Here is a 26,382-nt window from a genome sequence, read left to right on the forward strand (position 1 = left end):
TACCGCGGTTACGCAACGCCACGTGCAGCGTTGGACTCAGACGGACTCCACGCTGAGTTCGTCGAATTCAACGGCAATCTCCAGTCCAACTGTTGAGAAGACGTACACAACGTATTCGGTATGGTGCTTTCCGAAATGCGCCGATTTTTTCAGCATCGCCATTGCGGTGGGATATGCCTCGTTGTCAGGCTTCAATACCTCAATTGCATTGACGATATTTAGCAAGCCACCGTCAACGATGCTTGCGCGCGTCACTCCCCGAAAGGTCAAGATAGCTCGTCGGTTTTGATCGTGTAATCCGAGCGTTAGTGTATTTGGTGTACTGGCGTTGCCTTCTTTGCTGGTAGCGAGCATGTCGATGTACCAGTCATGGAAACTGCCGAATTGTTCCAGTGTGTTTGCGATTGTCATGAAGCCTTGTCCTATGGAAGTATCGAAGCCAATTTTGGTGTGTCGGCTTCGACTTTTTCAACTCTGGGGCAAGCGTCTCCGGTGTTAGTCAAAGGGAGATTTCTATCACTTTGTTGCATTATCTGCTTCGACTGGCTTGGGATCAAAGACCAAGGATGAAAGACAACCTGGGTTTTTCTCCAGAAAACTAAATGACAACTTTCCCCACGATGGAAAGGTCGAGTATCCAGTGAAGGCATCCTTCGAGTCTGGACGAGGGGGATATGTTAATTTGAGGTCACTGTAGTGCGAACGTACCTGCTCGATTCCAATACAACTACCCTCGAGGTTAAGCACGAGGAAGCCGGGATGTCCTGCTTTATACCTGACACGCAAATCCACGTTGCTGATTACCACGCCATCTGACAGCCTGACAGGTCCGCTCGTATAGAACTTGAATGTGGTGTTCTGAATGGGGTTCTTGCTGGTATCTTTTTCCACAAGATGAGTCGAAAGCACGCTTTCAACATTGCCCCTCGTGAATGGAATTTGCTGCGCTAGTGCATCGACAGCCTGCCATAACGTCATGGATGGTTGCATCATTTGCGAATCCCTTCTATATTCTCCAGCCGTTTTTCCGCATCCGGCGAGTCCAATTGCCAGACTGAGTATTGCGAGTGTCCGAAAGAGATTATCTGGACGGGTAAGACTTTTCATACCAGGTTCCGTAGTAGTCGGCGTAAGTCTGTCCTGTGTTCGAGGTGATTTCATTGCCAAAGGCCAATCCGATTGCCTCCCGGCAGGCAGTAGTATTGCCGTCCTTTATGAATTGGTCGTAGACCCGATTGTAGGCAGCATGGTTGACGCCAAGTACACCAATGTCTGGTCCGCCGTGTTCAAGGACTTCACGCTCTGTTCGGATGTTGCTCATTGTCGCCGCTGCCTCGTCTCCCAGTGTTCCGTTCACGTAAGCAGTTTTTGATGAGTAATCCGGCTCGTACGGATATGCCGCATGTCCAACTTCATGGGACAGGATTTCCGTAAGCGTCAGGGGATTGTTTTGGAAGTTGCTGTCGAGCTTAATGATTTTATGTAAGCGATCAGTTTCGGAGCCGTTGCCCACCCCACCATACTCGATTTGCCAACCAGCATCCTCCAGTTTCTTCAAATCAGCCTGCAAACCGGGTGACTTGCCGACAAGCCGGCCAACATCTTCTCCCACTTCGTTAGCCACAAAATCAGCCACAGGGGAGGGTGCCGCCGGGCCGTGCGAGACATTACGGTCGGCTGTGCCAGCCCGCGAGACGGAGAGAGCACGAGTGCGCTCATCCAACATCACGGCCTCACCCATTTTCGTCACCAGGCTACGCTTCCTTCGCACTTCCTCGATGTACCACCTAACCTCTACTCTTGACGGAACAAAAATCAACTCGCCACTTTCGAGTTTCTCGGATATCGCCCGAACGACCTCACGATCGCTCATCATATTGATACGCAACGTATAGTCAGTGCGCCTCAAAAGATGCCGCAGGCTATGCATGTCCGAATTACTCGAAGTCCACGATGCATGCCTCGCCCATCTCACGAAGTCCTCATGCGCAACCTTCAATACTTCCTTTACATCATCCTGTTCCTCGCGTGTGAATTGCTTGTTGCCCCAGTCCCACCAGAGGTCAAAGGAGAATTTCCGCTTTTCCTCTGTGCGGAAAATCATGTGGCTGAAAATCATTAGGAATCCACTGTTTATTCCTGTTGCAGACGAAGCGCAGATCGTAGCAGTTCACAGGTAACCGTGGAGCAATTCGCGGATGTGTCTTCACAAAACTTAAACTTTCCTAACTATCACCCCATCTTCGACGACGTACACTGATGCGTATCAGATACCGGCCATTGCTTAAAAAATTCAATTCGGAATCCGGAGATTTAAAAATCTGCTGACGGATATGACCGCTTTGTTATCTCGGCACGGCCGCAATTCCGTCAGCAAAAGAGCCCGGCATCTGTGGATATACAACCCATCTGCGTTATCCTGTCGAACATCGAGTCGACGCATACCGTCAAGACGAAACCAGTGAGGGACCCCAGCGCAGTGCCGCCGGGTCGTACCATTCACCGGTTTCCTGGATTCGTGTGAGCGACTTGATTTTCCAATCCGTCCGCCTTTAACGCGGCCAGCCGCCAGGAACATCCATCAAACTAACGGAGGTAACGACGTGAAATACCGCACGCTATTGCTGCCGCTTGCCCTTGCCGCTTGCGCGCACACACCTGATGCGACGAGCCCGGCTTCGTCATCGGCTGCGTCCACCACGGCCACCGCCAGCGCGGCGCCGACGAGCGGCGCGGGCCTCCTCAGCCAGTACCACTGGCAACTCAATAACGCGATCGACAGCAAAGGCACGCGCATCGACGCGCTGTTCGTCAGACCGGACCAGCCGGTGCAACTGGATTTCAGCGCTAACCGGCTCAACGTGGTCAATAGCTGCAACAACATGGGCGCTGGCTACAGCATCAATAAAGGACGTATGCAGATCGGCCCGATGGTGAGCACGATGATGGCCTGCCCCGACCCCAGCCTCACCGCGCTCGACGATGCCATTGCGCGGCGCCTGCGCGGCAGCGTCAGCGTGAACCTGCTGGCCCGCGGCAATGCGCCGAGCCTGCAACTGGTCACCGATAGCGGCGACACGTTGAGCTTTACCGGCGTACCCACTGCCGAGACGCGTTTTGGCGGCCCCGGTACAACGGCGTTCCTCGAGGTGGCCGCGCAGACCGTGCCGTGCAACCATCCGCTGATTCCGGGCAAGCAATGTTTGCTGGTGCGCGAACGTCACTTCGACGAACATGGTCTGGCTACCGGTACGCCTGGCGAATGGCAACCGCTGAACCAGGATATCGAGGGCTATACGCACACGCCGGGCATCCGCAACGTGCTGCGCGTGAAGCGCTATACCGTCAAGAACCCGCCCGCCGATGGGTCGTCGGTCGCATACGTGCTGGACCTCGTGGTCGAATCGGAAAAGGTCGGGCAATGAGGGGTGCTCACCACGGAACGACTCTTCCGAGGTAGTCCAGATAATGCAAACCGGAGCGGCCTTCGTAAGCGCTGATTGTGTCGATCAGATTCGGAATGCTTTCTTCGATACTCAGACGCGCTTCAGGGCCGCCCATGTCCGTTCGCACCCATCCGGGCGCCATCAGTAACAGGGTTCTCGCGTCGTCCCGGTGGCGTGCGGCAAAGCTGCGCATGAACATGTTGAGCGCGGCTTTGCTGCCCCGGTAAACCTCGTAGTTTCCGTTTTCATTGTTCGTGACGCTGCCCTGGCCGGACGACATGACGCCGATCGTTCCTCGCGGCTGTACGAGATCCACGAGCGTCTCGATGACTCTCATCGGACTCAACGAGTTCGTCACCATGACACGCACGAATTCGTCGGTCGAAACATCAGCAATCGTTTCGCGATCGTCATTCTTGACGCCTGCATTCACGAAAAGCAGATCCACGTGTCGTCCTTCAAGACGGCCGCGCAAAGCGGCGACCTGTTCTGGCATCGTGATGTCGACCGTTTCGACTTCAAATGCTCCACCCGAGGTTTTCGCGACCTGACGAAGTTTTTCGACAGAGCCCTCTCTGCCGGTGGCAATCACTCGCCAGCCGCGCGCGAGGTATTCCTCGGCCATGGCGAAGCCGAGGCCGCGAGATGCACCGATGAGGAGAACTGTTTTTTGCGCAGATGAGTCTTGCATGGCTGGCACCCTGTGAAAGTCCTGCATGAAGCTCTACACGAATGTACGGATGAGCACGAACATCGTTCTCTATTACCGTCACATCGGCATCATTCCGGCAACTTTTCCTGGTTGCACATTTGCGCGGCCGAGCCGGTTGCTGCGCAAATTCTGGTCGAAACTATTTTCCGCTAGATAGTTCGGCATGCAAAACGAACAGAAAGAATTTCGCGGCTGCTCCAGCGTCTCACAGGAATTTCGATGCGGCGCTCGCCAGTCTCCGTAGTTCGTCGAACTGGGTCACGAGTTCAAAAGAAAGAACGAATGCCAGCACGGAAGACAGCCCTGGGTAGCGTTCGATCCAATGCAAGGTTGGCGTTGCATAGCGGATTCTGATCGGAGTGCGCGTCAGAAGAATGGCGATGACAACGCCGATCGCGGCCCCGGCGATCAGATCCGTCGGGTAGTGAAAGCCGAAATAAGCTCGCGGTATGCAAATGACGACGGCGGTATAGAGAAAAGCGAGCACGCCACCCGTGCGCCAGACGATGAAGATGCCTGTTGCGATTGCCATCCACAGCATCGCATGGTCGCTCGGAAACGAACTCCATCGCGACAGCATGGCGTCGTTTAGCGAACTCGCTGCAAAGTGCAGATTCAAATCATGATTGAACGCGGGCCGCTCGCGAAACGGCAGGAATGCGGCGAGCAGCCTTCCCGCAGCGAGCGCCAACAAGCCGCTTACAAAAGTCGCGATTACTATTTCGCGCCGCCATTCCCGACGCTCAGCGGGTTCGAACCAAATCCACCATAAGACCAGGATCAGCACCAACCCTCTGAACGTGTACATCTCCGTAAAGGCTCTCAGAACGAGGTTGGAGAAGGTCCCAAGGTGCAAGTGCGCAAAAAATGTCTCGATATTCGTGTCGAAGCTTTGCATGGATTATCGCTGTTCCTGCACGACCGATCAGCAACGGTGCTAGTTGTGCGTGCAGGTTTCAGTCGGCATCTTGTGGTCGATATGCATTATTCGCGCGATACATCGGTGACGTCTGTATCTTTATGTAACGATTCGATGCATTCAGCAGAGGGTTTCCTGCTGATCGGTTGTGGCTTCGGATGCATGAGTGGGGCCGGCGAGCTTGGCTGACGAAATGTGAGCACAGCTTAGAATCGCTCAGTTCAACGCCTGCACACACACGGCAGTGCGCGCTCGCCGATCTATGAATGAGGGCAGATATCGAATAAGCCTTAAATGAGGCGCTGTGCGGCCACTTAGTGCCATTCACACGGAAGTGGCGAGCGGCCATCACTCGACTCAGCGCCGCCTTTCACAAATTACAGGCCTCGTCGCATCAGATCGTCCCGAATAGCGCTCTCGGACGGTCTTTGAGCGTCCCGGTCAGCAGCCGTAGCGCGCTCACCAACTGATCGCGGCTTGTCGCGCAGGCGAGGTTGATCCGCACACCATGCTCGATCTCCGAGCGGTCCACGGCAAAAGCCGACGAAGGCATTACCACCACGCCGCGTGCCTTCGCATTAGCGGCAAAATCATCGGCGCGCCAGGGTTGCGGCAACTTGAGCCACACGAACATGCATGCGGGATCGGTCTGCAGCAACTCCTGCGGCAGCAACTCGCGAGCGAGATCCTGGCGTGCCCGAATCTCGGTGAGCTGCGCATCCATGATGTGACGCGCGGTGCCGTCCTCGATCCAGATCGAGGCGATCAGCATCGACATCGGCGCGGGCATCCATGCTGTGGTTCGCACGGCTTCCGCGCACAGTGCCGAGCTGTCCGGGGGGCTCAGCAGATAACCCAACCGCAAGCCGGGTGCGAGGATTTTCGAGGTCGCTGCGATATGGAACGTCAACTCGGGGCACAGACTCGCGAGCGTCGGCAGACGCTGCGAGACCAGCGGCCCATAAACATCGTCCTCGATGATCGTTACCCGATGCCGGCGCGCAATATCGGCGAGCGCCATCCGGCGCGCGAGACTCATCGTCGTCACGGTCGGATTCTGCAGATTCGGCACCGTGAAAATTGCCTTCACCGGCATACGGCGGCACGCGAGTTCAACCTCGTCGGTCAACAGGCCGTCCCGGTCGCTTGGAATGCCGACGATCTCGAACTGAAAGACCGGCGCGAGCGCTTTCAGGCCGTAGTAGGTGAGTCGATCGGCGAGGATCACTCCCTCGGTGCCGATCAGGCTGTTCAGCACCGCGTATAGGCCGTGCTGCGCGCCGCTCGTCACGACCACATGCTCGGGCGCCGGCGTGAAGCCCGGCGCGGCCATCCAGCGCGCGCCGGCGGCGCGCGCCCATGACGGTCCTTGCGGCAGCTGATATTCCTGCACCTCCGCATAACGCGGATCGCGCGGTAATTCCGCCAGCGTGCGCGCGAGGCAGCTCAGAAATTCGCCGGTAGCGGGCCGGTTCACGGTCAGATCGATCGCCGCATTGGTCGCGGGATGCACCGGTTCGACACTCGGCATCGCACCGCCCGTGACCAGCGAGCCGCGCCGCTTGCTGCCGATCACCAGCCCGCGCAGCTGCAATTCCTTGTACGCGCGCGACACCGTCGACACGTTGATGCCGAGTTCGGTCGCCAGTTGCCGTTGCGGCGGAAGCCGGCTGCCCGGCGGATAAATGCCGCTGCGGATCTCGCGCTCGATCGAACTCGACACCTCGATATAGGTGGACCGCTTCGCCTGGTCCGGCGCGCCGTTGGTGGGGCGGGCTGTGTCTTTAGCAGAAGCCATAAGATCACGCATCTCCATACAAAACCAGCTTTGTCCGCGATTGTGCGGAGTTTTGCCGATTCTATACCAGAGAAGCCCTGCTGCAACGCTCTTCGGCAAGCCATTCACAGGGTTTGGGCCAAGCGGCAAGGAGCGCGCCAGGCACCACCCAGGGAAAATGCTAAAGCCACACAATGTGCGTTTTAATTGCACACAAAAAAATGTTGTGTGATTCTAGGTGCAAGAGTTTGTCTGGTGGCGCAGGTCGAAGACGCCGCCCGGCAGTGTCCCGAATCCGTTAGCAGGAGTTGACGATGAGTGCTCCACAATCCTCTGCATCCAATGCCGAATCCAACGCCGCGCCGAAGCTGGGCGCCGCCCTACGGCAGCGGCACGTCACGATGATCGCGCTCGGCGGCATCATCGGCGCGGGTCTTTTTGTCGGCAGCAGCGCGACGCTTACAACGGTCGGTCCGGCCGCCTGCGTGTCCTATCTGGTGGCCGGGATCGTCGTGTTGATGGTGATGCGGATGCTCGGCGAAATGGCGCTGGCGGTGCCGGGCATCGGCTCGTTCACCGAATACGCGCGCATCGGCCTCGGTAACTGGGCCGGTTTCACCAGCGGCTGGCTCTACTGGTATTTCTGGGTGATCGTCGTCGCGGTCGAAGCGGTGGCGGGCGCGGCGATCCTGCAACGCTGGATTCCCGCGCCGGTATGGGTGATCGGTCTCGTGCTGCTGTCGGCGCTGACGCTGATCAATCTGCTGTCGGTGAAGTCGTACGGTGAATTCGAGTTCTGGTTCGCGTCGATCAAGGTCGCCGCGATCATCGTGTTCATCGCAATCGGCGCGGCCTATGTGTTCGGTTTCGGCCATACCGGCAGTGCGCTGGCGAATCTGACGGGTGATCATGGCTTCATGCCGTTCGGCGCGATGTCCATTTTCGCGGCGGTGCCGACGGTGATTTTCGCGGTCGGCGGCGCGGAAATCGCGACGATCGCCGCGGCCGAATCGGATGATCCGGGCAAAAGCGTCGCGGCCATGACGCGCTCGGTGATCCTGCGGATCATTACGTTCTACGTCGGCTCGATGTTCCTGATTGCGTGCATCGTGCCGTGGGGCAGCATCGTCACCGGCCATTCGCCGTTCGTCGCCGCACTCGAAACCATGCGGATTCCCGGCGCCGCCGACATCATGAACGCGATCGTACTGGTCGCCGTGCTGTCCGCGCTGAATTCGGGTTTGTATGTGTCGTCGCGGATTCTGTTCCGGCTCGCCGAGCGCGACGACGCGCCGAAGTCGCTGCTGAAGCTGACGCCACACAAAGTCCCGCGGCTCGCGGTACTGTTGAGCAGCGTGGTCGGCTACGTCGCGATCATTGCGGCCATCGTGTCGCCGCGGGGAGTGTTCCTGTTTCTCGTGAACGCGTCCGGCGCGGTGATGCTGTTCGTTTATCTCGCGACGGCGCTGGCGCAGATCCGCATTCGCCGGCGCATCGAAGCCACCGAGCCGGAACGGCTGACGCTGAAGATGTGGCTGTTTCCGTGGCTGTCGTATGCGGTGGTGGTGGCGATTGTCGGCGTGCTGCTCGCAATGGGCGCCGATGCGGAACTGCGGCCGCAGCTGATGGCGAGCCTCGCGAGTCTCGCGGTGGCCTCGGCGGCTTACCTGCTGATGACGAAGCGCCACCAGCACGGTGATGGAACCGCCACCGGCTATGTATCGCCGATCGGCCAGCAAGCGATGGAAGGGCGCGAGTAATGTCGGATATCGCCATCATCGGAGCGGGATTCATCGGCCTCGCGAGCGCTGCGTCGCTCATGCGCGACGGTCATCGTGTCACGCTATTCGATCCCTCGGGCGTCGGGCAGGGCGCGTCGTTCGGCAACGCCGGGACGTTCGCGCACTACGCTTGTATTCCCGTGAACAACCCGTCGGTGTTCCGCGATCTGCCGCGTTTCCTGTTGTCGGGTGACAGTCCGTTCAGGCTGCGCTGGGGCTATCTGCCGCATCTCACGCCGTGGCTCGCGCGCTTCATGATGAGCTCGCTGCCGCGTCGTTATGAAGCGAGCGCCGGCGCGCTTGCCGCGTTACTCGGACGCGCGCAGGACGGTTACGCGCCGTTGCTGGCGGACCCGGAACTGGCGCGTTTCGTCCGCGCGCGCGAGTGCCTTTATCTGTATTCGAATACCGCTTCCTTCGATGCCGCGAGTCCCGCACTCGATCTGCGCAGGAAGCTGGGTGTTTCGTTCGACGTGCTAACGGGTGGCGACATTCGCGCACTCGAACCGTCGCTCGCGCCGATCTTCGAGCGAGGTGTGCTGTTCAGCGACAGTTGGCACTTCTCCGATCCGCCCGGTTTCCTGCAGAAACTGTATGAACAGCTCGCGGCGCAAGGGCTGTCGCTTCAGCGCTCCACGGTGAGCGCGGTGCAGCCGTCGGCGGACGGGGCAAGCGTGATGGTCGACGGGGCCGCGCAGCGTTTCAGCCATGTGGTGATCGCCACCGGCGCGCGTTCCGCGCAATTCGCCACGCAATGCGGCGACGCGGTGCCGCTCGATACCGAGCGTGGTTATCACGTGCGCTATCCGGGCGCACAGCAACTGATATCGCGGCCGGTCGGCTGGGCGGAGCGGGGTTTTTACATGACACCGATGAGCGACGGCATTCGCGTCGCCGGCACCGTCGAACTGGCCGGGTTCGGCAATGCGCGCAACGCCTCGCTGATCGACCTGCTGACGTTTTCATCGAAGCGCGCGTTGCCCGCGCTCGACAAACCCGACAACAGTTGGCTAGGTTTTCGCCCGACCTTGCCGGACGGCGTGCCCGTGCTCGGACGTTCGAGCGCGAGCGAACGGGTGATTTATGCGTTCGGCCATCAGCATCTCGGGCTGACGCTGGCCGGCGTGAGCGGGCGCATCGTCGCCGACCTGGTTGCGAAGCGTGCACCGCCGCTCGATCTCGCGCCGTATGCGGCCACGCGTTTCTAGATTTCGCCGGGGCTTTTTGTGGATTTTTGCCGGCAGCGGTTTCAGGATTCGTAGCAAGCACTGCAGGGCGGCTTCGAGGCGTCGCGCATCGAACCGGCTGTTCGACACAACGAGCGCGACATGACATCCCGGAAGGAGCACATCATGAATCGCCGCTATTGGCTTTTGAGTCTGGCCGTTTGCGCACTCGGTGCGCAAATACAGTCTTCCTGGGCGGCCGACCCGGAAGAGGTCAAGATTGGTTTTGTCGGACCGTTGACGGGTCCGGTGGCACGCGTCGGCAAGGACTTGCAGTACGGCGCGCAGTTGGCGCTCGACGAAGAAAACGCGAGGCATCCGACGGTGAACGGCAAGCCGGTCAAATTCGTGCTCGATGTGCAGGACGATCAGGCCGACCCGCGCGTGGCGATACAGGTCGCGCAGAAACTGGTCGACGACGGCGTGGTGGGCGTAATCGGCCACTACAACTCGGGGTGCAGCATTCCGGCCTCGGCTGTCTACCATCAGGCGAATGTCGCGATGATTACGCCTGGGTCGACCAATCCGCAACTGACCAAACAGGGCTTCAAGAACGTGTTTCGCACGATGGGGCACGACGGTGTCGGCGGCGTGGTGGCGGGCCATTTCGTGGTCGAGCAGATGAAGGCGAAGCGCATCGGCATCATCGACGATCGCACCGCATTCGGACAAGGTCTCGCGGATGCCTTTGAAAAAGGCGTGAAGGAAGCGAATGGCAACGTGGTGGATCGCGAGTTCACCAACGACAAAGCCGTCGATTTCCGCGCAATTCTGACGACGCTGAAAAGCAAGAACGTCGACCTGATTTTCTTCGGCGGGCTGGATGAACAGGGCGCGATGCTGGTCAAGCAGATGCGCTCGCTGGGCATGCCTGCGCAGTTGTTCGGTGCGGGCGCGCTCAAGAGCAATGCGTTTCTGCAGATCGCGGGCACGGCGGGTGACGGCACGCAGGACCTGGAGCCCGGCCCGGCGCTCGATAAATTGCCTGCCGCGCAGGCGTTCGGTCAGCGTTACAAGGCACGTTTCAATCAGAATGTCGAACTGTACGCGCCGTTTGCGTATGACGCGGCGCTCGCGATGATCAAGGCGATTCACGACGCGAATTCGCTCGATCGCACGAAGATCGTCGAGAGCCTGCCGAAAGTGACGGTCATCGGTGTGACCGGCAAGATCAGCTTCGATCCGTATGGTGACCTGATCAAACCGCCGTACACGTTGTTTCAGGTTCAGCAGGGGCAATGGAAAAGCCTGAGAACCGTGGGGGGCAGCGGCGCGTAGCCGCCGCTGGCACGCGGCTCTTGCCTCGCTCAGCCTGCGCGCAAGGTGCGGGCGGGGCAGGGGAAATAGTGCGCGTGGCCGGGCTCACACATAACTCCTTATCACCTCATACAGCCGGTCGCAGGATCTGGCGAGGCTTCTCTCCGGCGAGGTCGCGACACTCAGCAGAAGCCCTGATCTCGCAGATTCCGGCGACGTATACCAGGGTGACAGCGATGCGGGACCCAATCCGAACGCTAACAATGCTCTCGCAACGGAAATGTCCGAGACGCCGTCGGGCAACCGCACGAGTACGGACAAACCGGCAGTCGTCGTCTCGAAAGCACGCTGCTCGAGGCATTGGAGTAATGCGGCGCGTTGAGCGGCATAAAGGCGCTTCATGCGTCGAAGATGGCGCATGTAGTGTCCGTCGTGCATGAACTGCGCCGTCGCGAGTTGCACAGACAGCCAAGGTGCCGGAGCGAGGCACGCTGCCACTTCCGCGAACCGGGATACGAGCGGCAAGGGAGCGACAACGAATCCCAATCGCAGTGCGGGACTGATCGTTTTGCTAAACGAACCAATATGAATGACGCGCTGGCCGCGATCGAGCGACGCGAGCGCCGGTGCGGCGCGTGCCGTCAGTTGCAGCTCGCTCAGGTAGTCGTCTTCAATGACCCAGACGCCCTCTTTTGCAGCCCAGTCGAGAAGGCGCAAACGCCTCGTGAGCGAGAGCGTAGGACCGAGCGGTGCCTGCTGCCCGGGGGTGACGACAACCAGATCGGCATTCGGCTCATGCTGGAAGCCGTAATCGATATCGAGCCCTTCCGCATCTACCGGTATCGGCGCAAGCGACATATTCGCGAGTTCCAACCCGTGTCGAGTGAACGGAAAACCCGGGTTCTCCACCCAGGCTCTTTTACCCTCGAGGCCCAGTACGCGTAGCGTCAGTCCGAGCCCGGCGCTAAATCCGCTCGTAATGACGATCTGGGCGGGCGAGCACACGATGCCGCGCGCAATGGCGAGATAGGCCGCTATTTCGCGCCGCAGTGCCAGTTCGCCCCGAGGATCGGGATACACGACCGAAGCGCTCGATTCCGCGCGCAAAGCGAATGAGCGGACTTTTGTGAACAGTTTGGCGGGTAGCGTTTCCTGTGCGGGCACACCCATCTGGAACATGGCCGGCCCGGCGGTGAGTTCCTCGTACATCTCCATGAACGAGCCCGGATCAGGCCGTTCCTCCACCTGAACGGGAGCGGGCGGCCGATCCGCCACCCGGGTTCCGGCCGCCCGGGAAGCAATGATGAGTTGAGCGTCGGCAAGCCTGTCGTAGGCGAGGCGCACCGTGCCACGGGCGACGCCGAGTTGCGCCGCGAGGTCCAGCCATGATGGCAGACGCGCGCCCGGCGCAAGCACGCCGCGCTCTATCGCGGTGCCGATTGCGTTGCGGATCTGCTCGGCCAATGGCGTTTTCGCCGACCGATCGAGATGTATTTGCAGCGGCTGGGTCATGCGTTCATGGTACATAAAAAATGTTCATTCCTGGTTCTTACTCGTGGCCCAGCGCGCAGACACAATGCAAGGGCCCTAAGGAGAAACATCTTGATGAACATCCGATCTGTCCTCGCCGCTGCCTGCGCAGCCGTTGCCGTCACCGCCGCAATGCCTGCTGCCGCGCATGGGACCGGTGAAACCGTCACGCCCAACTTCGAGCATGCCATCCCCAACATTCCCGGCAAGTCGTTGACCGCCGTCGTCGTCGACTATGCCCCCGGCGGAGCGTCGCCCCCACACGAGCACGCAAAGTCGGCCTTTATCTATGCCTATGTCGTGTCGGGCGCCATCGAGTCGCAAGTGAACGACGGCCCGAAGCGGGTCTATCACGCCGGTGAAAGCTTCTTCGAGGAGCCGGGTTCGCTTCACCGCGTGAGCCGCAATGCGAGCAAGACCAGGCCCGCGAAATTGCTGGCGGTGTTCGTGGTTGATTCCGACGACAAAGCCCTGACCACACCGGTCAAGTAAATCAGGCACATCGAGGAGCAAACATATGAGCAAGCGTCTCGACTACAACCAGATGCTTGAATCGACACGCCGCCAACAGGAGAACTTCATGAAGATTTTCATTGCCGGCGCGACAGGCGCCGTGGGATTGCCACTCGTGCGCGTGCTGTGCACGCTCGGTCATCAGGTGACCGGCATGACTCGCGCAGGCGCGGGCGTGGATCGTCTGCGCGAGCTCGGCGCGGTGCCGTCATGCGCCGACGCTTTCGACGCCGCTGCCGTGCGTTCCGCGATCGAGGCCGCGTCGCCGGACGTCGTCATCGACCAGTTGACCTGGCTTCCCGCCAACCCCGCCGACATTATCAAGTCGATGCCCAACGACACGCGCCTTCATCGTGAGGGAGGCGCCAACCTGCTCGCCGCGGCCAGGGAGTTGGGTGTGAGCCGCTATATCGTGCAATCTCGCGGATTTTACCTGGATGCTCCGGCGGGACAACTCGCCGACGAAACAGCCAGGCTCAGGTACGACGCTCCGGGCGAAATTGGCGACAGCGTGCGTGCCATCGGCGAGTATGAGGACAAGGTGCTTGCCTCTGCGTCACTCGACGGTGTCGTCATGCGCTACGGCTTCTTCTATGGTCCCGGCACCTGGTACCGCCCCGACGGCGCGATTGCGGAGCAGGTGCGCAACGGCGAGTCGTCGATCATCGGAGCAGGCAATGCCGTCTGGTCGTTCGTCCATATCGACGACGCCATCGCGGCAACCGTCGCCGCGCTGACGTCCGAGCCCGGTGTGTACAACGTCGTCGACGACGATCCCCTGCCTGTCGCCGAATGGCTGCCGGCGTTCGCACGCTGGGTCGGCGCACCGACACCGCCGGGCGTCAGCGTGAACGACGCGCTGAATCTGGCTGGCGAGGAAGCGGTTTTTTACCATACGCGGCTGACCGGCGCTTCGAATGAGCGGGCCAAAGCGAAGCTCGGATTCGCGCCCAGGCCGCTTCTGTGGAAGAGTGGCGCAAGCTAGGCAGCGATGACATGTGAGCACCAGCGGGGCAAAGGAGAGGGGAGTGCGATTTACGGCGGCATCCCGATCGGATATCCGCAAGCGCGCACGCCTCTCCAGCAATTCTCACTGCTTGAATCAACAGGACTGCTACCGTTTTTATGGCTTACTGCCCAGCAGCCGTTCGAGCGATTCAGGCAGGCCGCGATTCGGCTTGACCGGCGGCTGGGCGAAACTGCCTTTCGTGGCCTTTTTCGGACCTAGCCGGATCAGGCTCTCAAGCTGGGTAATCGCGCTCGACACGCCATCGACCACCGGCACCGGCAGTTCGGCACGGATCTCACGCGCGAGCCCCGCGAGAGGCGCGCCGGCGATGATGATGACGTCGGCCCCGTCATCCTCGACCACTTCGTTACACAGTGCCTTCAGTCGTCCAGCGTAGTCCTGCTGCACGCTGCCGATATCGCGCAACGGTTCCTCGAGCGCGCGAATGCTGGCGAGCCGGCTCGCCAGATGGCTGCGCTCGACAGTCTCGCGATACCACGCCTTGATTCGCGGCGAGATCGCGATGATCGAGAAGCGCTGCCCGAGCGTCGCCGCAGTCATGAGCGAGGACTCGGTCAGCCCGACTACCGGCACGTCGATCAGCTCCTTGATGCCCTGCAGGCCCGGGTCGCCGAACGCGGCGACCACGACACCGTCGTAGGTGCCGTGGCGTTCGGCCGCCACGCACGCGGTCGCGTACGCGCCGACCAGCGCTTCGAAGCGAGTTTCTATGTACGCCACGCCGAACGGCGCGGTCGCGACCACGATCTCGGTCCCGGGCGAAGCGCTGCGTTGCGCCTCTGCCTGAATCAGCGCCGAGACACTTTCGGAGATGTTGGGGTTGATGACCAGGATCTTCATGCTGCTCTCCGATATCAGAGGTCGATGTACTGCGGCTTGCCGGCAGCGAGAAACCGGCCCCGGCCCGCTTCCGGTTCGAGATAGCGGCCGCTCTCGACGAGCAGTTCACCGCGTGACAGACAGTGCTTCGGCCAACCCTGGACGGTTCGGCCTTCGTACGGCGTGTAGTCCACGTTGTGATGCAGCGCGTCGTTCGTGATGGCAACCTGCCTTAGCGGATCCCACAGCACGATGTCGGCGTCGGCACCGACCGCGATCGTTCCCTTGCGAGGATAAAGGCCGTACAGCTTCGCGGGATTCAGGGACGTCAGTTCGACGAACTTGTGCAGCGACAGCTTGCCGCGGCTCACGCCATCGAACAGCAGCGCGAGCCGGGTCTCGATGCCCGGGATGCCGTTCGGGATGTGTTCAAACGAGACTTCCTTGCCGCCGGGCTTCTTGCCCTGCGGATCGTCGAATGAGAACGGCGCGTGGTCGGACGAGAACACGCTGAATGCGCCACGCTTCAGCGCGCTCCACACTGCCTTCTGGTTGGACGTGTCGCGCGGCGGCGGACTGCAAACGCACCTGGCGCCGTGATAGCCGTCCTCATGGCCGAGGTCTTCGGCGGTCAGGTAAAGGTACTGCGGGCAGGTTTCGGCGTAGATATTGAGGCCGCGTTGCTGCGCCCATTCGATCTGCTCGATCGCATCCTGGCCCGACACATGAACGATCAGGATCGGCACGTCGACGAGTTCGGAGAAGGCAATCGCACGGTGTGTCGCTTCGCGCTCGACCACGGCCGGGCGCGAAAGCGCGTGATACATCGGCGCGTGTTTTCCGGCTTCGGTGAGCCTGTCGGTCAGCCACGCAATGCAGTCCGAATTCTCGGCATGCACCATGACCAAAGCCTGGTTGCGGCGTGCCACGTCCATCACCTCGAGGATCTCGCGGTCGCTGAGCTTGAGATCGTCGTACGTCATGTAGATCTTGAAAGACGTGTAACCGGCCGCGATCAGTTCCGGCAGTTCGCGCTCCAGCACCTCGGGTGTCGGATCGGAGACGATGAGATGGAACGCGTAGTCAGTGACCGCGCGACCGTCGGCGCGGCGATGGTAGTCGGCCACTGCGGCTTTGAGCGATTGTCCCTTTGCCTGCGCGGCGAACGGGATCACCGTCGTGGTGCCGCCGCACACGGCGGCGCGTGTGCCACTCAGGAAGTCGTCCGCCATCCTTAGCCCGTCAGGCATGGGCTGATCGAGATGGCAGTGCGCGTCGATACCGCCGGGCAACGCCAGCAGGCCGGTCGCGTCGATCTCGCGCTTGCCCGCGTCAAGCTCGCGGCCGAGCGCGACGACGATGCCGTCCTTCACGCCAATATCGCAGTTGAAACGCTCGGACGCGGTTACCACGTCCGCATTGCGGATCACCAGGTCGTATTCGGTTGTCATGGCAGGTCTCTCAGACAACTTCGGAAAACAGGCTGCCCCAACCCGCGAGCCGGGTCGTGTCGTAGCCGGCGAGCTTCAGCGACTTCCACACCACGGTAGAGATGGTGTCGTAAAGCGGGATGCCGTGATGCCGCTCAACTTCCGAGGCCAGATGCGCGGCATGCAGGTTGGTGCAGAAGGTGACGATCGCCTCCGGGCCCTGCGTCGCGACTTCGCGAATCTGTGCGAGCAGCGTGTCTTCGGTTACTTCGGAGAACTGGAAGTTCACCTTCAGGCCGAGATGGTTTTCGCAAGAACAGTCGATGCCGTGCTCACGGTAGTTGGCAACGATCTTCTGCTGGACCTCCTTGAGGTAAGGCGTGACCAGGCCGAATTTCTTCACCCGGGTCTTCTCCAGAATCTCGTTCAACGCCAGCACCGATGTGGTCGCAGGGATGCCCGTCGCCTCTTCGATTTCGCGGCACAGACGGCGGTCGGTCTCGAAACCGAGCCAGCCGGATGAAGTGCCATTCCATGCGATCACGTCGACCTTGGCGTCGGCCAGCAGCCTCGCGGCCTGAATGATGTTGGTCGTGTCGAATTGCCCGAGCGCGCTGTCGGACAGCGAGATTTCAGTGACCGTGAAGCGCGAGAAATGAGCACTGACACCGGGCAATTGGGCCACCATCGCGCTCGTAATCGGTTCGAGCGCGGTATTGGATGAAGGGGTAAGCATGCCGAGCAGGACGCGTTTGCTCATAATGAAGTCAGCAACCAGTGATTAAAGGTGAAGAAAGCCAGGCTCAGACGGGCAGCTTGCGTTCGTAGTCGATCAGCGTCGAACAGACGAAGAGGCCTACGCCCGCGGCAGCGAAAAACATCAGAGCCAGAAAGTAAGAGCCGGTAGTTTGCACGATGAGGCCAACGATGATCGGCACGAGCACTCCGCCGATATTGCCGCCCAGGTTCATCAGACCGCCAAGAAAGCCGACCTTGTTGCGTGTACCGAGGATGGAAGGCAGGCACCAGTACAGACCGCACCAGCGCAGGAAAAACAGCGTGGAGGCGAGCAACACCACCGTCGTCGTCGCATTCCCGACATAGGCGACCGAGAAAATCGACACTGTGGCCGCCACCGCGGCGATACCGAACAGCGTGCGCATCACGCGATTAGGCGCACCGCCCGCCGCCTTCCACTTGTCGGCAATCCATCCGCCGATCAGTTCACCCACGAAACCGCTGAAGAAGATCGCGAAACTGGCTCCGCCCATCTGCTGGATATTGAAGCCGTGAACCTTGTTCAGATAGTTCGGCATCCAGGTGAGCAGGCCGTAGAACAGCGAGTTGAAGCACATCCAGCCGAAGAACATGCCCCACACCGAGCGATAGCGGAAAAAATCCAGGCTGCGGCCGCTGGCATGAACCGGCTCGCTGCGGTGTTCTTCCTGCAGGGCCGCTTCGAGATAGTCCGCTTCCGCCTGATTCACGGCCGGATGCTCGCGCGGGTTGTTGCGGATGTAGTACCAGGCAAGCAGGCCGGCAAGCATGGTGCCCACACCCGCCACCACGAAGGAAGTGCGCCAGGATCCGAACTCGCTGATCAACCCGGAGATGATCACCGCACCGAGTGCCGCTCCCAGCGGGGCGCCGCCGTCGAGCAGCGTCGCGCCGCGGCCACGTTCGTGCCGCGTCATCCACATGGCGTTGAGCTTGCCGCCCGCCGGGTAGATCGGCGCTTCCGCGGCGCCCAGGCCCAGACGGGTAAGAATCAGCGCAGTGGCCGTCGTGCAGACGGCGGCAATGCCCTGGAAGAAGCCCCAGAACAACGTGGCGCACGCGATCACGATGCGTGGCTTGAAACGGTCAGCCAGCATGCCGCCCGGAATCTGCATGAGCGCGTAAGTCCAGAAGAACGAGCTGAGAATCAGTCCCTGCACCGCGGGGGCGATGTGAAACTCCTTCGCGATCAGCGGCATGGCCACGGACAGCGAGGCCCGGTCCACATAGTTGATCGAGATCAGCATCAACATGATCAGAAAGATTCGCCAGCGTACGCCGGTCCTGGCCTCGGCCTGCACGGCCGCATTTACGGTTCGCATCATCTATGTCTCCTCCGTTCGGCTGTCATGGCCTTCGGGTTTCATGTCTGTGACCCGGACCGCTTCCGGCCCGGTGCGCCGCCAGCGCCAGCGCAGTATATGATGCCTAATTATGAATTACAAGCGCTGCACTTCATTGATTTTTAACGTATTTTATTTTTGTAGATAGTCTGTCAAACATGTAAGACAATTAAGCAAATGCGGAAGATACAAACGGAAACAGGCGACATGGACACGAAGTCACTACCGGCTGACACACGCAAGCGGATCAGCCTGCGCGGCACGGGTATGTACGCGGCGATCGCGGAGCGATTGCGCGAGATGATTCTCGACGGTGAATTGGCGCCCGGAGCGCGTATCGACGAGAAGGCGCTGTGCGAGCAGTTCGACATCTCCAGAACGCCTTTGCGCGAGGCGCTCAAAACGCTGGTGACCGAAGGGCACGTCACCCACCGGCAGCACATGGGCTTTCAGGTCGCACCGATCGACAGGGACGAGATCGCTGCGATCTTTGAAGTGCTGCATGGACTGGAGGAAACCGCCGGACGGCTTGCCGCGCAGCGTATCGACGACAAGCAGATGAAGGTATTGCTGGAGCGCCATCGCGCGATGGAAACCTATCACCGTGACGGCAAGCGCACGGCCTACTACCGCGCGAATCAGAAAGTGCATCAGCAGATCGTCGATGTCGCCAGCAATCCGGTGCTATCCGACCTGTACGCTTCGTTGATGAGCAAGATCCATCGTGCGAGAGGGTCGGCCAACGCCGATGTGCTCCGCTGGGCCGAGTCGCTCGGCGAGCACGGCGAAATACTGAGCGCGCTGTCGCGGCGCGATGGAGCATGCCTCGCCCGCTTACTGCGCGAGCATTCCGAGCACACGGCAGCGGAAGTCATGAAAGTGCTGCAGGCCACGAACGGGAATTAGCGAGGGCCTGCGAAACCCGCATTGTCCGGGGCGACTAGTCGCGGACCCAACGTGAGCAAAGCTGAAATTCGACAGGAGACATCTCATGTGCCGCTGGCTCGCTTATTCCGGCAAACCGCTTCAGCTCGAAACAGTGCTGTTCAACGCGAAGCATTCGCTGATCGATCAGAGCCTGCATTCGCGGCTCGGCCACACGACTACCAACGGTGACGGCTTCGGGATCGGCTGGTATGGACACCCGACCGACATTCCGTTCCGCTATCGCTGCATTCAACCGGCGTGGAGCGATCGCAATCTACGTGAAGCCGCGCGTGCGATCCACGCGCCGCTGTTCGTCGCGCACATACGTTCGGCGACCGATACGCCGTCGCAGGAAACCAACTGTCATCCGTTTCGCCACGGCCGGTGGATGTTCATGCACAACGGCCTCGTGCGCAACTATCTGGCGATGCGTCGCGATCTGATGGTCGCGATCGAGCCCGAACTGTTCCCGTCGATCGAGGGATCGACCGATTCCGAAGTGCTGTTCTTCCTCGCGCTCACGTTCGGTCTCGAACTGGCGCCCGTCACCGCGCTCAAACGGATGGTGGCGTTCGTCGAGGAAACCGGCCGCCGCCACGGCGTGGATGAACCGCTGAACATGACCGTTTGCGCAACCGACGGCGAGCAGATCGTCGCGGTGCGCTATTCGAGCGAAAGGCAGTCACGCTCGCTGTTTCACAACACGTCGTTCCATCATCTGCACGAGTTGTATCCCGACGATCCGCGCATCGCGATGGCCGGGGAGGACGCGTTTCTGGTGCTGTCGGAGCCGCTCTCCGATTTACCGGACTGGTGGGAGGAGATTCCGGAGAGCACGGTGGTGGTGGCGCGTGGTGGTGAGATCGAGCAGTTTCCGTTCGAGCCTCAGGCGGCTTGAGCGGCTTGAGCGGAATCTCACGGTGTGATGCATTGACGCGCGTCAATCACCCCCTCAACGGCAACCATATCTCCACGCCACCCATCCCCGTCACTGCATCGAACTGCTCGCCATACCGCTCGAAATTCGGCGCGTCGGCGGGCACATGTCCCGACGCTGGCAGCCATTGATTCCAGATCGTATTCAGCGTGCGGCGAATCGCTGAAATATGCTCGCGATGGCTGAACACCGCATACCGTTGCGCGGCGATGCGCACTCGGCTCAACTCCACCGGCAGCGCCGAGAAGTCGCTGACTTCGACACCGCACAGGTAGTCGAAATTGCCGGCGTCGTCAGCGTTGTAGCACACGCCGTAGGCGACATTGCCGACTTGCCCGGGCACCTTGCCGATCAACGCGCCAAAGCGCTGCCATTGCGACGGAATCGCCTTGCTGGTCTCGCACGTATAGCGTTCGCTCAGGCCCGCGACGAGAAACGGCTTGCCGTCTTCGAAGCGTGGCGACTCCAGATGGGGGAGAAGGGTTTCGTCCATTTTGATCGGCTCCACGATGGCTAGATTGTCGAGATGACCACGCGCGCGCAGCGCCTCGGGCGTGAGCCCGAACTGCTCGCGAAACGCGCGCGTGAATGCTTCGTGAGAGCCGTAACCGGTATCGATGGCGAGCGCCAGAATGTCGGGCGCGCCGCCGGCGAGACGCCGCGCGGCTTCGCTCAAACGACGCGCGCGCACGTAGCGCATCACCGAAAGCCCGGTCGCCGCTTCGAACGCGCGCGCGAGATGAAAGCGCGATACGCATGCGCAGCGGGCGATGTCGTCGAGCGTCAACGTGCCGCCAAAGTGGCTTTCGATAAACCAGAGCGCTTTTCCAACCGGATTCATATCGGCTTTCATGTCAGCATGAAGCCAGCATAGCCAGCGACAGTTCCTTGTGCTTGATCGTCTTTGCGGTTTTGCGATCGCGTGCGGAGACTTGTCGAACGACGGATGGATAACTCAGTAGTCCTCCGTTGCCGTCCTGTTGCTCGCGCCACGTGAATGTTCCGCAGAGGACGAGGCCGAAGCAGGCTCAGACGCCAAAGCCGTTCCCGCTTCACCATGCGCACCCGCACCGCCCGCCTGTCCCGGCCGCAACAGCAATCCGCCCAACACACCAGCCGCCGCCGCAAAAATCGCGCCGAACAGAAACGCGACGTGATACCCGCTATTGAGAGCGGCCGTAGCATTCGCCGAGGCCTGCATCGCCTCGCTACGCGCCGCTGCAAGACTCGCAAGCACCGCGAGCCCAAGCGCTCCGCCCATCATGAACGACGTGTTGACGATGCCCGACGCGAGGCCGGAATCGGCCGGATCGACGTCGCTCATCGCCGCGAGCAGCATCGGATTGAACGCGATGCCCGCGCCGAAACCGAGCAGCATCATGCCGGGCAGCACGTCGAGCACGAAGCTGCCGTCGACGGGCGCGCGGGCGAACAGCGCAAGGCCGCACGCGGCGACGAGCAGTCCCACCGCGAGCGGCCGACGCAGCCCGAAGCGCATCACCACGCGCGCCGACAACCCCAGCGAAAAGAACCCCATGATCAGGTTCGCGGGCAGAAACGCGAGCCCGACCTGCAACGGCCGGTAGCCGAGCACGCGTTGCAGGTACAGCGCGGAGATGAAGAACCACGCGAACATCGCCGCTGCCCACAGCACGCCGACCACGTTCGCAGTCGCGACATTGCGCAGACGAAAGAGACCAAGCGGCATCAACGGATGCTCGACTCTTGCTTCGATCGTCAGGAACGCGGCGAGCAGCACGAGCGCTGCGCCCAGCAAGCCGAGCGTTTGCGCCGAGGTCCAGCCCGCCTCGTTGCCGTTGACGACCGCGTAGACGGCGAGCATCAGCGACGCGGTGACCGTGACCGCGCCGGCCACGTCGAGCCGTTCGCCGTGCGCGTGCCCGCGCGCGGGCGGCAGCAGCGCGAGGCACAGCGCATATACCGCGATGCCGATGGGCAGATTGACGAGGAAGATCCAATGCCAGCTCAGCAGGTTGGTGAGCAGGCCGCCGAGCAGCACGCCGATGCTGCCGCCGCCCGCGCAGACGAAGCCGTACACGCCCATCGCTTTCGCGCGCTCGCCGGGTTCGGTGAACAGATTCATGATGAGCGACAGCGACACTGCGGAAACGATCGCACCGCCCAGACCTTGCACGGCGCGCGCGGCGACCAGCAGCACCTGCGAGTTCGCCATGCCGCATGCGAGTGAAGCGATGGTGAAGAGCGTAATGCCGCAGAGAAACAGCTTGCGGTGCCCGTACAGATCGCCGAGACGGCCGCCGAGCAGCAGGCAGCCGCCGAACGTGAGCATATACGCGTTGACGACCCACACGAGCGAGGTTTCGCTAAACCCGAGATCGGCCGCGATGGAGGGCAGCGCGACGTTCACGATGGTGGTGTCCAGAACGATCATGAGCACGCCGAGGCACAGAACGATCAGCGCGAGCCAGCGTTGCCTGCCGTGGATGGAATGGGTCATGCGGGCGCTCCTGTGGCGCGAGAGATCGGGGGGCGGGATCGGACCGGATCGGCGAGAGCTGGCCGGTTGCTGGCCCATTGCCGGGCAATGCCGCGAGCCGGCGACCACGTGCCGGCGACGGTGGTCCGGTGCAATTCACCGGCCATTCATTGAATACAAGGGGATGGCCGAGTCTAGCCCCGTGAGCGGCGCGCCACAACTACGAAATCCTGGGCGGCGCGGTGGGGCGGGTGTTGGGTCGATCTTCGATCTGGTTTTAAAGAACGCAACCCCAATGGTCTTTCATCAATAGCTTTCGAACCTTCCGGTGCCCGAAGCAAACGTGCGTGCCGTGCCGCGAGCGTGATTCGCCCGGATGACAAACGGCGACGGCAGCACCCCGCTCACACCTTCGATTTCCCACCCATCAACTGATTCGAAGGCAACGTCTCATCCAGCAACTTCCGCGCGCTTTCAATTCCCGCCACCGGCAGCCCTTCGGGATCGAGCAGCCCCACCTGCACGAGCACCGAAGCCTGATCCCAATAGATGTGCTCGTTATAGAGCTTGTCGCCGCGGAAGCACACCACCGCGAGCATCGGCACCTCGAAGTACTTGCCGGTCGGCGCGACGCCCGGCAGCAGCCAGTCGATCTCGCAGCTATGCGTGCAACTGAAAATGAATTCGTCGACGATGCGGTCTGCGCCGATCGTGCGCGAAATCGGAATCAGCTTCGTATCGGGCGGATTCGAGTTGACGAAGTGATGCGTATAGAAGCGCTTGAGATTGTCGTGACCGACGCCGCCCGTCATCGTCGGCACGTGGTTGACGTACGGTTGCGCGACCATGGTCGGCATGACCGCATCGACGTCGCGTGTCGCGAACTCGTGATAGCAATGCGCTTCCCACAGCGCGTTGAGATCGTAGACGGGGCCCAGCACCTTGCGCAGCAGCGCGAGCGTGCGCGAGTACGCCATCATCGCGGCGGGTTTGTCGTATTGCTTGCGTGCGGGCGCCGCAAACGCATGATCGCAACCGGGGTACACGTATTGCTCGATGTGCGGCTGCGCGCGCAACGCGGCGCCGATGCGCTCGCGCGTCTGCGGCGGACAGTGCGCGTCGTTCTCGGGGAAGTGGAACACCATCGGGCAGCGGATCGACGGCACTTCGTTCAGATGCGCTTCCAGGCCAACGCCGTAATAGCTGACCGCGCAATCGACGTCGGTGCGCGCGGCGCTCAGGAATGCGAGTTTGCCGCCGAGGCAATAGCCCACGATGCCGACCTTGCCGGCCTGCTCGGGCAGTGCGCGCAAGGTTGCGATGGTGGCGGCGATGTCTTTGACGGCGAGCTCGGCGTCGAACCGGCCCAGATAGCCGAGCGCTTCTTTCATGTCGGCTTCGCCGTAGCCGAGATCGATGCCCGGCTTGATGCGCCAGAACAGATCCGGCACGAGCACGACGTAGCCTTCTTCCGCATAGCGCTCGGCGGTCGCCTTCATTGAATCGTTGACGCCGAAGATTTCCTGCAGCAGCACGAGTCCCGGGCCCGAGCCCTGTGCGGGGCGCGCGACGTAAGCGTTGAAACGGCCGCCGTCCTGGGCGGCGACTTCGATGAACGAGCCGGCCATGTAGTCTCCTGTCGATCGGAGTTAGCGCTTTAGCGTGCCGATCCGGAGTTAGCGCTTTAGCACTACGTCGGTCCCACACAAAGCATCGACTCCGACCCAATGCAGCATACGTGCTGCAGAAAGTGGATTAGGTCATCGTGCGCAACTCGAAACGTTTGAGCTTGCCGGTTTCGGTGCGCGGCAGCGCGCTGACGAACGTGATGACGCGGGGGTATTTATAAGGCGCCACGCTATTCTTCACGAAATCCTGCAGTAGCGCGACCGTTTTATCATCCGCCGTATAACCGGGGTTGAGCACGACGAACGCCTTCACGATCTGTCCGCGCGTTTCGTCGGCCACGCCGATCACACCGCATTCAGCCACCGCCTCGTGTTGCAGCAACACGCTTTCCACTTCGGGACCGGAGATGTTGTAGCCGGCCGAGACGATCATGTCGTCGGCGCGCGCCTGGTAGAACACGTAGCCGTCCGCATCGAGATAGACCGAATCGCCGGGCAGGTTCCAGCCGTCGCGCACGAAACGCAGTTGCCGATCGTCGGCGAGATAGCGGCAGCCGGTCGGGCCGCGCACCGCGAGTTTGCCGATCGTGCCGGGCGGCACGGGCCGCATGTCGTCATCGACGGCTTGCACGACATAGCCGGGCACCGCGCGGCCAATCGCGTTCGGGCGAATCTCGTTGCCTTGCGACGAAATGAAAATATGGATCAGCTCGGTGCCGCCGATGCCGTCGATCATGTCGATACCGGTCGCGTCGCGCCATAGGTGCCGCGTCGAATCGGGCAACGCTTCGCCGGCCGATACCGTTTTCCTCAGTGACGACACATCATGCTGCGCGACGAGCGGCGCCATCTGCCGATAAAAAGTCGGCGCGGTGAACATGACGGTCGCGCCGAAACGCTCGACGAGCACGAGCAACGTCTCGGGCGTGAGCTTTTCGACGAGCACCGTCGAGGCGCCTACGCGCAGCGGAAAGCACAGCAGTCCGCCGAGGCCGAACGTAAACGCGAGCGGCGGCGTGCCGCAGAAGATGTCGCTCGAAGAGGGTTTCAGCACATGGCGCGGGAACAGATCGCACATGGCGATCACGTCGCGATGGAAATGCATGCACCCCTTCGGCGCGCCGGTCGTGCCGCTCGTGAATGCGATCAGGCAGACGTCGTCGGCGGCGGTATCGCACGCGGGGAAGTGGTCGGGTTTGTTGACCGCGAGCGTTTCGAGCGAATCGGCGGAGTCGTCGTGAAAGCGGCGCGTTTGCTTGAGTATTGGGCAATAGAACTCGTCGGCGGGATCGGTGCAGCGCGCGAGTTCGCCGATCAGGCGCGCGTCGCATAGCGCCGCGCTGATCTGCGCTTTCACGATGATCTGCTTCAACTCCTTCGCGCGCAGCAACGGCATGGTCGGCACCAGCACGAGCCCGGCCTTCAGCGCCGCGAGCGCGGTCACCGCCATCTGCAACGTGTTCGGCCCGCGTAGCAGCACGCGATTGCCGGGCTGCAGACCCATCTCGTCGACCAGCACATGCGCGCTGCGGTTCACGAGCGCGAGCAGCTCGCCGTACGTCGTCGCATGCGGCTCGCCATCCACTTCGGACCAGATGGCCGGCCGGTCGCGATGGCCCTCCTCGATGGTCCGCTCGAGCAGTTCCGTCGCGCAGTTCAGCCGCGGCGGATAGGCCACGTCCGGGTTGTCGAGCAGAAAAACGGGCCATTGATCCTGCGGCGGAAGATTGTCGCGCGCGAAAGTATCGACGTGTGCTGACGGTTCCATCATGGTCTCCCGGTGGCGTTGAGCCGGCAAATGCACTTCGTTTTGCGTGGTGGTTGGCGTGTGGGGTTGCCCGGTGTTTCAGGCCTGCGGTGTCGAATGAGCAA

At 61.2% G+C, this 26,382-nt stretch carries 23 protein-coding genes; 8 read left to right on the plus strand and 15 right to left on the minus strand.

Annotation, left to right across the window (positions count from 1 at the left end; all coding sequences use genetic code 11):
* Positions 1–36: 36 nt before the first annotated feature.
* From B9Z01_RS21265 to B9Z01_RS21275, 3 genes are all read right to left on the minus strand, one after another.
* A complete protein-coding gene (locus tag B9Z01_RS21265; RefSeq protein WP_085486681.1) occupies positions 37–411 on the minus strand; it encodes a hypothetical protein in 375 nt (124 codons plus the stop codon).
* A gap of 105 nt (positions 412–516) precedes the next feature.
* Positions 517–1,107 carry a hypothetical protein gene (locus tag B9Z01_RS21270; protein ID WP_244196112.1) on the minus strand — a complete coding sequence of 197 codons (591 nt, stop codon included), beginning with the start codon at positions 1,105–1,107 and terminating at the stop codon, positions 517–519.
* Positions 1,082–2,119, minus strand: coding sequence for a hypothetical protein (locus tag B9Z01_RS21275; protein WP_085486685.1), 1,038 nt, complete (start codon positions 2,117–2,119; stop codon positions 1,082–1,084). Before B9Z01_RS21275 ends, B9Z01_RS21270 begins: the two co-directional genes overlap by 26 nt.
* Before the next feature lie 484 nt (positions 2,120–2,603).
* Here B9Z01_RS21275 and B9Z01_RS21280 point away from each other — a divergent pair, with 484 nt between their 5' ends.
* Positions 2,604–3,425, plus strand: coding sequence for an META and DUF4377 domain-containing protein (locus tag B9Z01_RS21280; RefSeq protein WP_085486687.1), 822 nt, complete (start codon positions 2,604–2,606; stop codon positions 3,423–3,425).
* Positions 3,426–3,432: 7 nt separating this feature from the next.
* Here the strand turns inward: B9Z01_RS21280 and B9Z01_RS21285 are convergent, their stop codons facing one another.
* The 3 genes from B9Z01_RS21285 to B9Z01_RS21295 all read right to left on the minus strand — a co-directional run bounded on the left by B9Z01_RS21285 (position 3,433) and on the right by B9Z01_RS21295 (position 6,875).
* Positions 3,433–4,137, minus strand: a complete 705-nt coding sequence (locus tag B9Z01_RS21285; RefSeq protein ID WP_085486689.1) for an SDR family NAD(P)-dependent oxidoreductase — start codon at positions 4,135–4,137, stop codon at positions 3,433–3,435.
* A gap of 226 nt (positions 4,138–4,363) precedes the next feature.
* Positions 4,364–5,056, minus strand: a complete 693-nt coding sequence (locus tag B9Z01_RS21290) for a phosphatase PAP2 family protein (protein ID WP_085486691.1) — start codon at positions 5,054–5,056, stop codon at positions 4,364–4,366.
* Positions 5,057–5,471: 415 nt separating this feature from the next.
* The gene (locus B9Z01_RS21295) at positions 5,472–6,875 is read right to left on the minus strand and encodes an aminotransferase-like domain-containing protein (protein ID WP_085486693.1); all 1,404 of its coding nucleotides are present in this window, start codon (positions 6,873–6,875) and stop codon (positions 5,472–5,474) included.
* Positions 6,876–7,168: 293 nt separating this feature from the next.
* Here B9Z01_RS21295 and B9Z01_RS21300 point away from each other — a divergent pair, with 293 nt between their 5' ends.
* From B9Z01_RS21300 to B9Z01_RS21310, 3 genes are all read left to right on the plus strand, one after another.
* Complete coding sequence (locus B9Z01_RS21300; RefSeq protein WP_085486695.1) at positions 7,169–8,614, plus strand: amino acid permease; 1,446 nt, start codon at positions 7,169–7,171, stop codon at positions 8,612–8,614.
* Positions 8,614–9,843 (plus strand): NAD(P)/FAD-dependent oxidoreductase, encoded by a 1,230-nt coding sequence (locus tag B9Z01_RS21305; RefSeq protein ID WP_085486697.1) that lies wholly within the window; start codon positions 8,614–8,616, stop codon positions 9,841–9,843. The genes B9Z01_RS21300 and B9Z01_RS21305 overlap by 1 nt, the downstream gene beginning before the upstream one ends.
* A gap of 144 nt (positions 9,844–9,987) precedes the next feature.
* Complete coding sequence (locus B9Z01_RS21310) at positions 9,988–11,139, plus strand: branched-chain amino acid ABC transporter substrate-binding protein (protein WP_085486699.1); 1,152 nt, start codon at positions 9,988–9,990, stop codon at positions 11,137–11,139.
* Positions 11,140–11,223: 84 nt separating this feature from the next.
* Here B9Z01_RS21310 and pdxR read toward each other — a convergent pair whose 3' ends face one another.
* The gene (gene pdxR, locus B9Z01_RS21315) at positions 11,224–12,645 is read right to left on the minus strand and encodes a MocR-like pyridoxine biosynthesis transcription factor PdxR (protein ID WP_338047397.1); all 1,422 of its coding nucleotides are present in this window, start codon (positions 12,643–12,645) and stop codon (positions 11,224–11,226) included.
* Between the two features lie 78 nt (positions 12,646–12,723).
* On the opposite strand from pdxR, the gene B9Z01_RS21320 reads away from it, so the two are divergent.
* Together B9Z01_RS21320 and B9Z01_RS21325 are read left to right on the plus strand one after the other, a co-directional pair.
* Positions 12,724–13,140 carry a cupin domain-containing protein gene (locus B9Z01_RS21320; protein WP_085486701.1) on the plus strand — a complete coding sequence of 139 codons (417 nt, stop codon included), beginning with the start codon at positions 12,724–12,726 and terminating at the stop codon, positions 13,138–13,140.
* Positions 13,141–13,165: 25 nt separating this feature from the next.
* Positions 13,166–14,146 (plus strand): NAD-dependent epimerase/dehydratase family protein, encoded by a 981-nt coding sequence (locus B9Z01_RS21325; protein WP_208626126.1) that lies wholly within the window; start codon positions 13,166–13,168, stop codon positions 14,144–14,146.
* Positions 14,147–14,284: 138 nt separating this feature from the next.
* On the opposite strand, the gene B9Z01_RS21330 is transcribed toward B9Z01_RS21325, so the two are convergent.
* The 4 genes from B9Z01_RS21330 to B9Z01_RS21345 are packed head-to-tail and all read right to left on the minus strand — an operon-like array spanning position 14,285 to position 18,539.
* Entirely contained in the window at positions 14,285–15,031 is a 747-nt protein-coding gene (locus tag B9Z01_RS21330) for an aspartate/glutamate racemase family protein (RefSeq protein WP_085486703.1), read from the minus strand.
* A gap of 14 nt (positions 15,032–15,045) precedes the next feature.
* Positions 15,046–16,461: a dihydropyrimidinase gene (gene hydA / locus B9Z01_RS21335; RefSeq protein WP_085486705.1), complete on the minus strand. Its 1,416-nt coding sequence runs from the start codon at positions 16,459–16,461 to the stop codon at positions 15,046–15,048.
* Between the two features lie 10 nt (positions 16,462–16,471).
* A complete protein-coding gene (locus B9Z01_RS21340; protein WP_085486707.1) occupies positions 16,472–17,200 on the minus strand; it encodes a maleate cis-trans isomerase family protein in 729 nt (242 codons plus the stop codon).
* Between the two features lie 43 nt (positions 17,201–17,243).
* Positions 17,244–18,539, minus strand: a complete 1,296-nt coding sequence (locus B9Z01_RS21345; RefSeq protein WP_143809030.1) for an MFS transporter — start codon at positions 18,537–18,539, stop codon at positions 17,244–17,246.
* 228 nt (positions 18,540–18,767) lie between these two features.
* Here B9Z01_RS21345 and B9Z01_RS21350 point away from each other — a divergent pair, with 228 nt between their 5' ends.
* Together B9Z01_RS21350 and B9Z01_RS21355 are read left to right on the plus strand one after the other, a co-directional pair.
* A complete protein-coding gene (locus B9Z01_RS21350; RefSeq protein WP_085486711.1) occupies positions 18,768–19,466 on the plus strand; it encodes a GntR family transcriptional regulator in 699 nt (232 codons plus the stop codon).
* An 85-nt stretch (positions 19,467–19,551) separates the two neighbouring features.
* Positions 19,552–20,385 (plus strand): class II glutamine amidotransferase, encoded by an 834-nt coding sequence (locus B9Z01_RS21355; RefSeq protein ID WP_085486713.1) that lies wholly within the window; start codon positions 19,552–19,554, stop codon positions 20,383–20,385.
* 46 nt (positions 20,386–20,431) lie between these two features.
* Here B9Z01_RS21355 and B9Z01_RS21360 read toward each other — a convergent pair whose 3' ends face one another.
* From B9Z01_RS21360 to B9Z01_RS21375, 4 genes are all read right to left on the minus strand, one after another.
* Entirely contained in the window at positions 20,432–21,265 is an 834-nt protein-coding gene (locus B9Z01_RS21360; protein WP_085487116.1) for an AraC family transcriptional regulator, read from the minus strand.
* 114 nt (positions 21,266–21,379) lie between these two features.
* Positions 21,380–22,903: a DHA2 family efflux MFS transporter permease subunit gene (locus B9Z01_RS21365; RefSeq protein ID WP_085486715.1), complete on the minus strand. Its 1,524-nt coding sequence runs from the start codon at positions 22,901–22,903 to the stop codon at positions 21,380–21,382.
* A gap of 383 nt (positions 22,904–23,286) precedes the next feature.
* Positions 23,287–24,510 carry a dienelactone hydrolase family protein gene (locus B9Z01_RS21370; protein WP_085486717.1) on the minus strand — a complete coding sequence of 408 codons (1,224 nt, stop codon included), beginning with the start codon at positions 24,508–24,510 and terminating at the stop codon, positions 23,287–23,289.
* A 127-nt stretch (positions 24,511–24,637) separates the two neighbouring features.
* Positions 24,638–26,278, minus strand: a complete 1,641-nt coding sequence (locus B9Z01_RS21375; protein WP_085487118.1) for an AMP-binding protein — start codon at positions 26,276–26,278, stop codon at positions 24,638–24,640.
* Between the last annotated feature and the right edge of the window lie 104 nt (positions 26,279–26,382).

Origin of the sequence: Paraburkholderia susongensis (assembly GCF_900177725.1) — a bacterium.
Classification (GTDB): domain Bacteria; phylum Pseudomonadota; class Gammaproteobacteria; order Burkholderiales; family Burkholderiaceae; genus Paraburkholderia; species Paraburkholderia susongensis.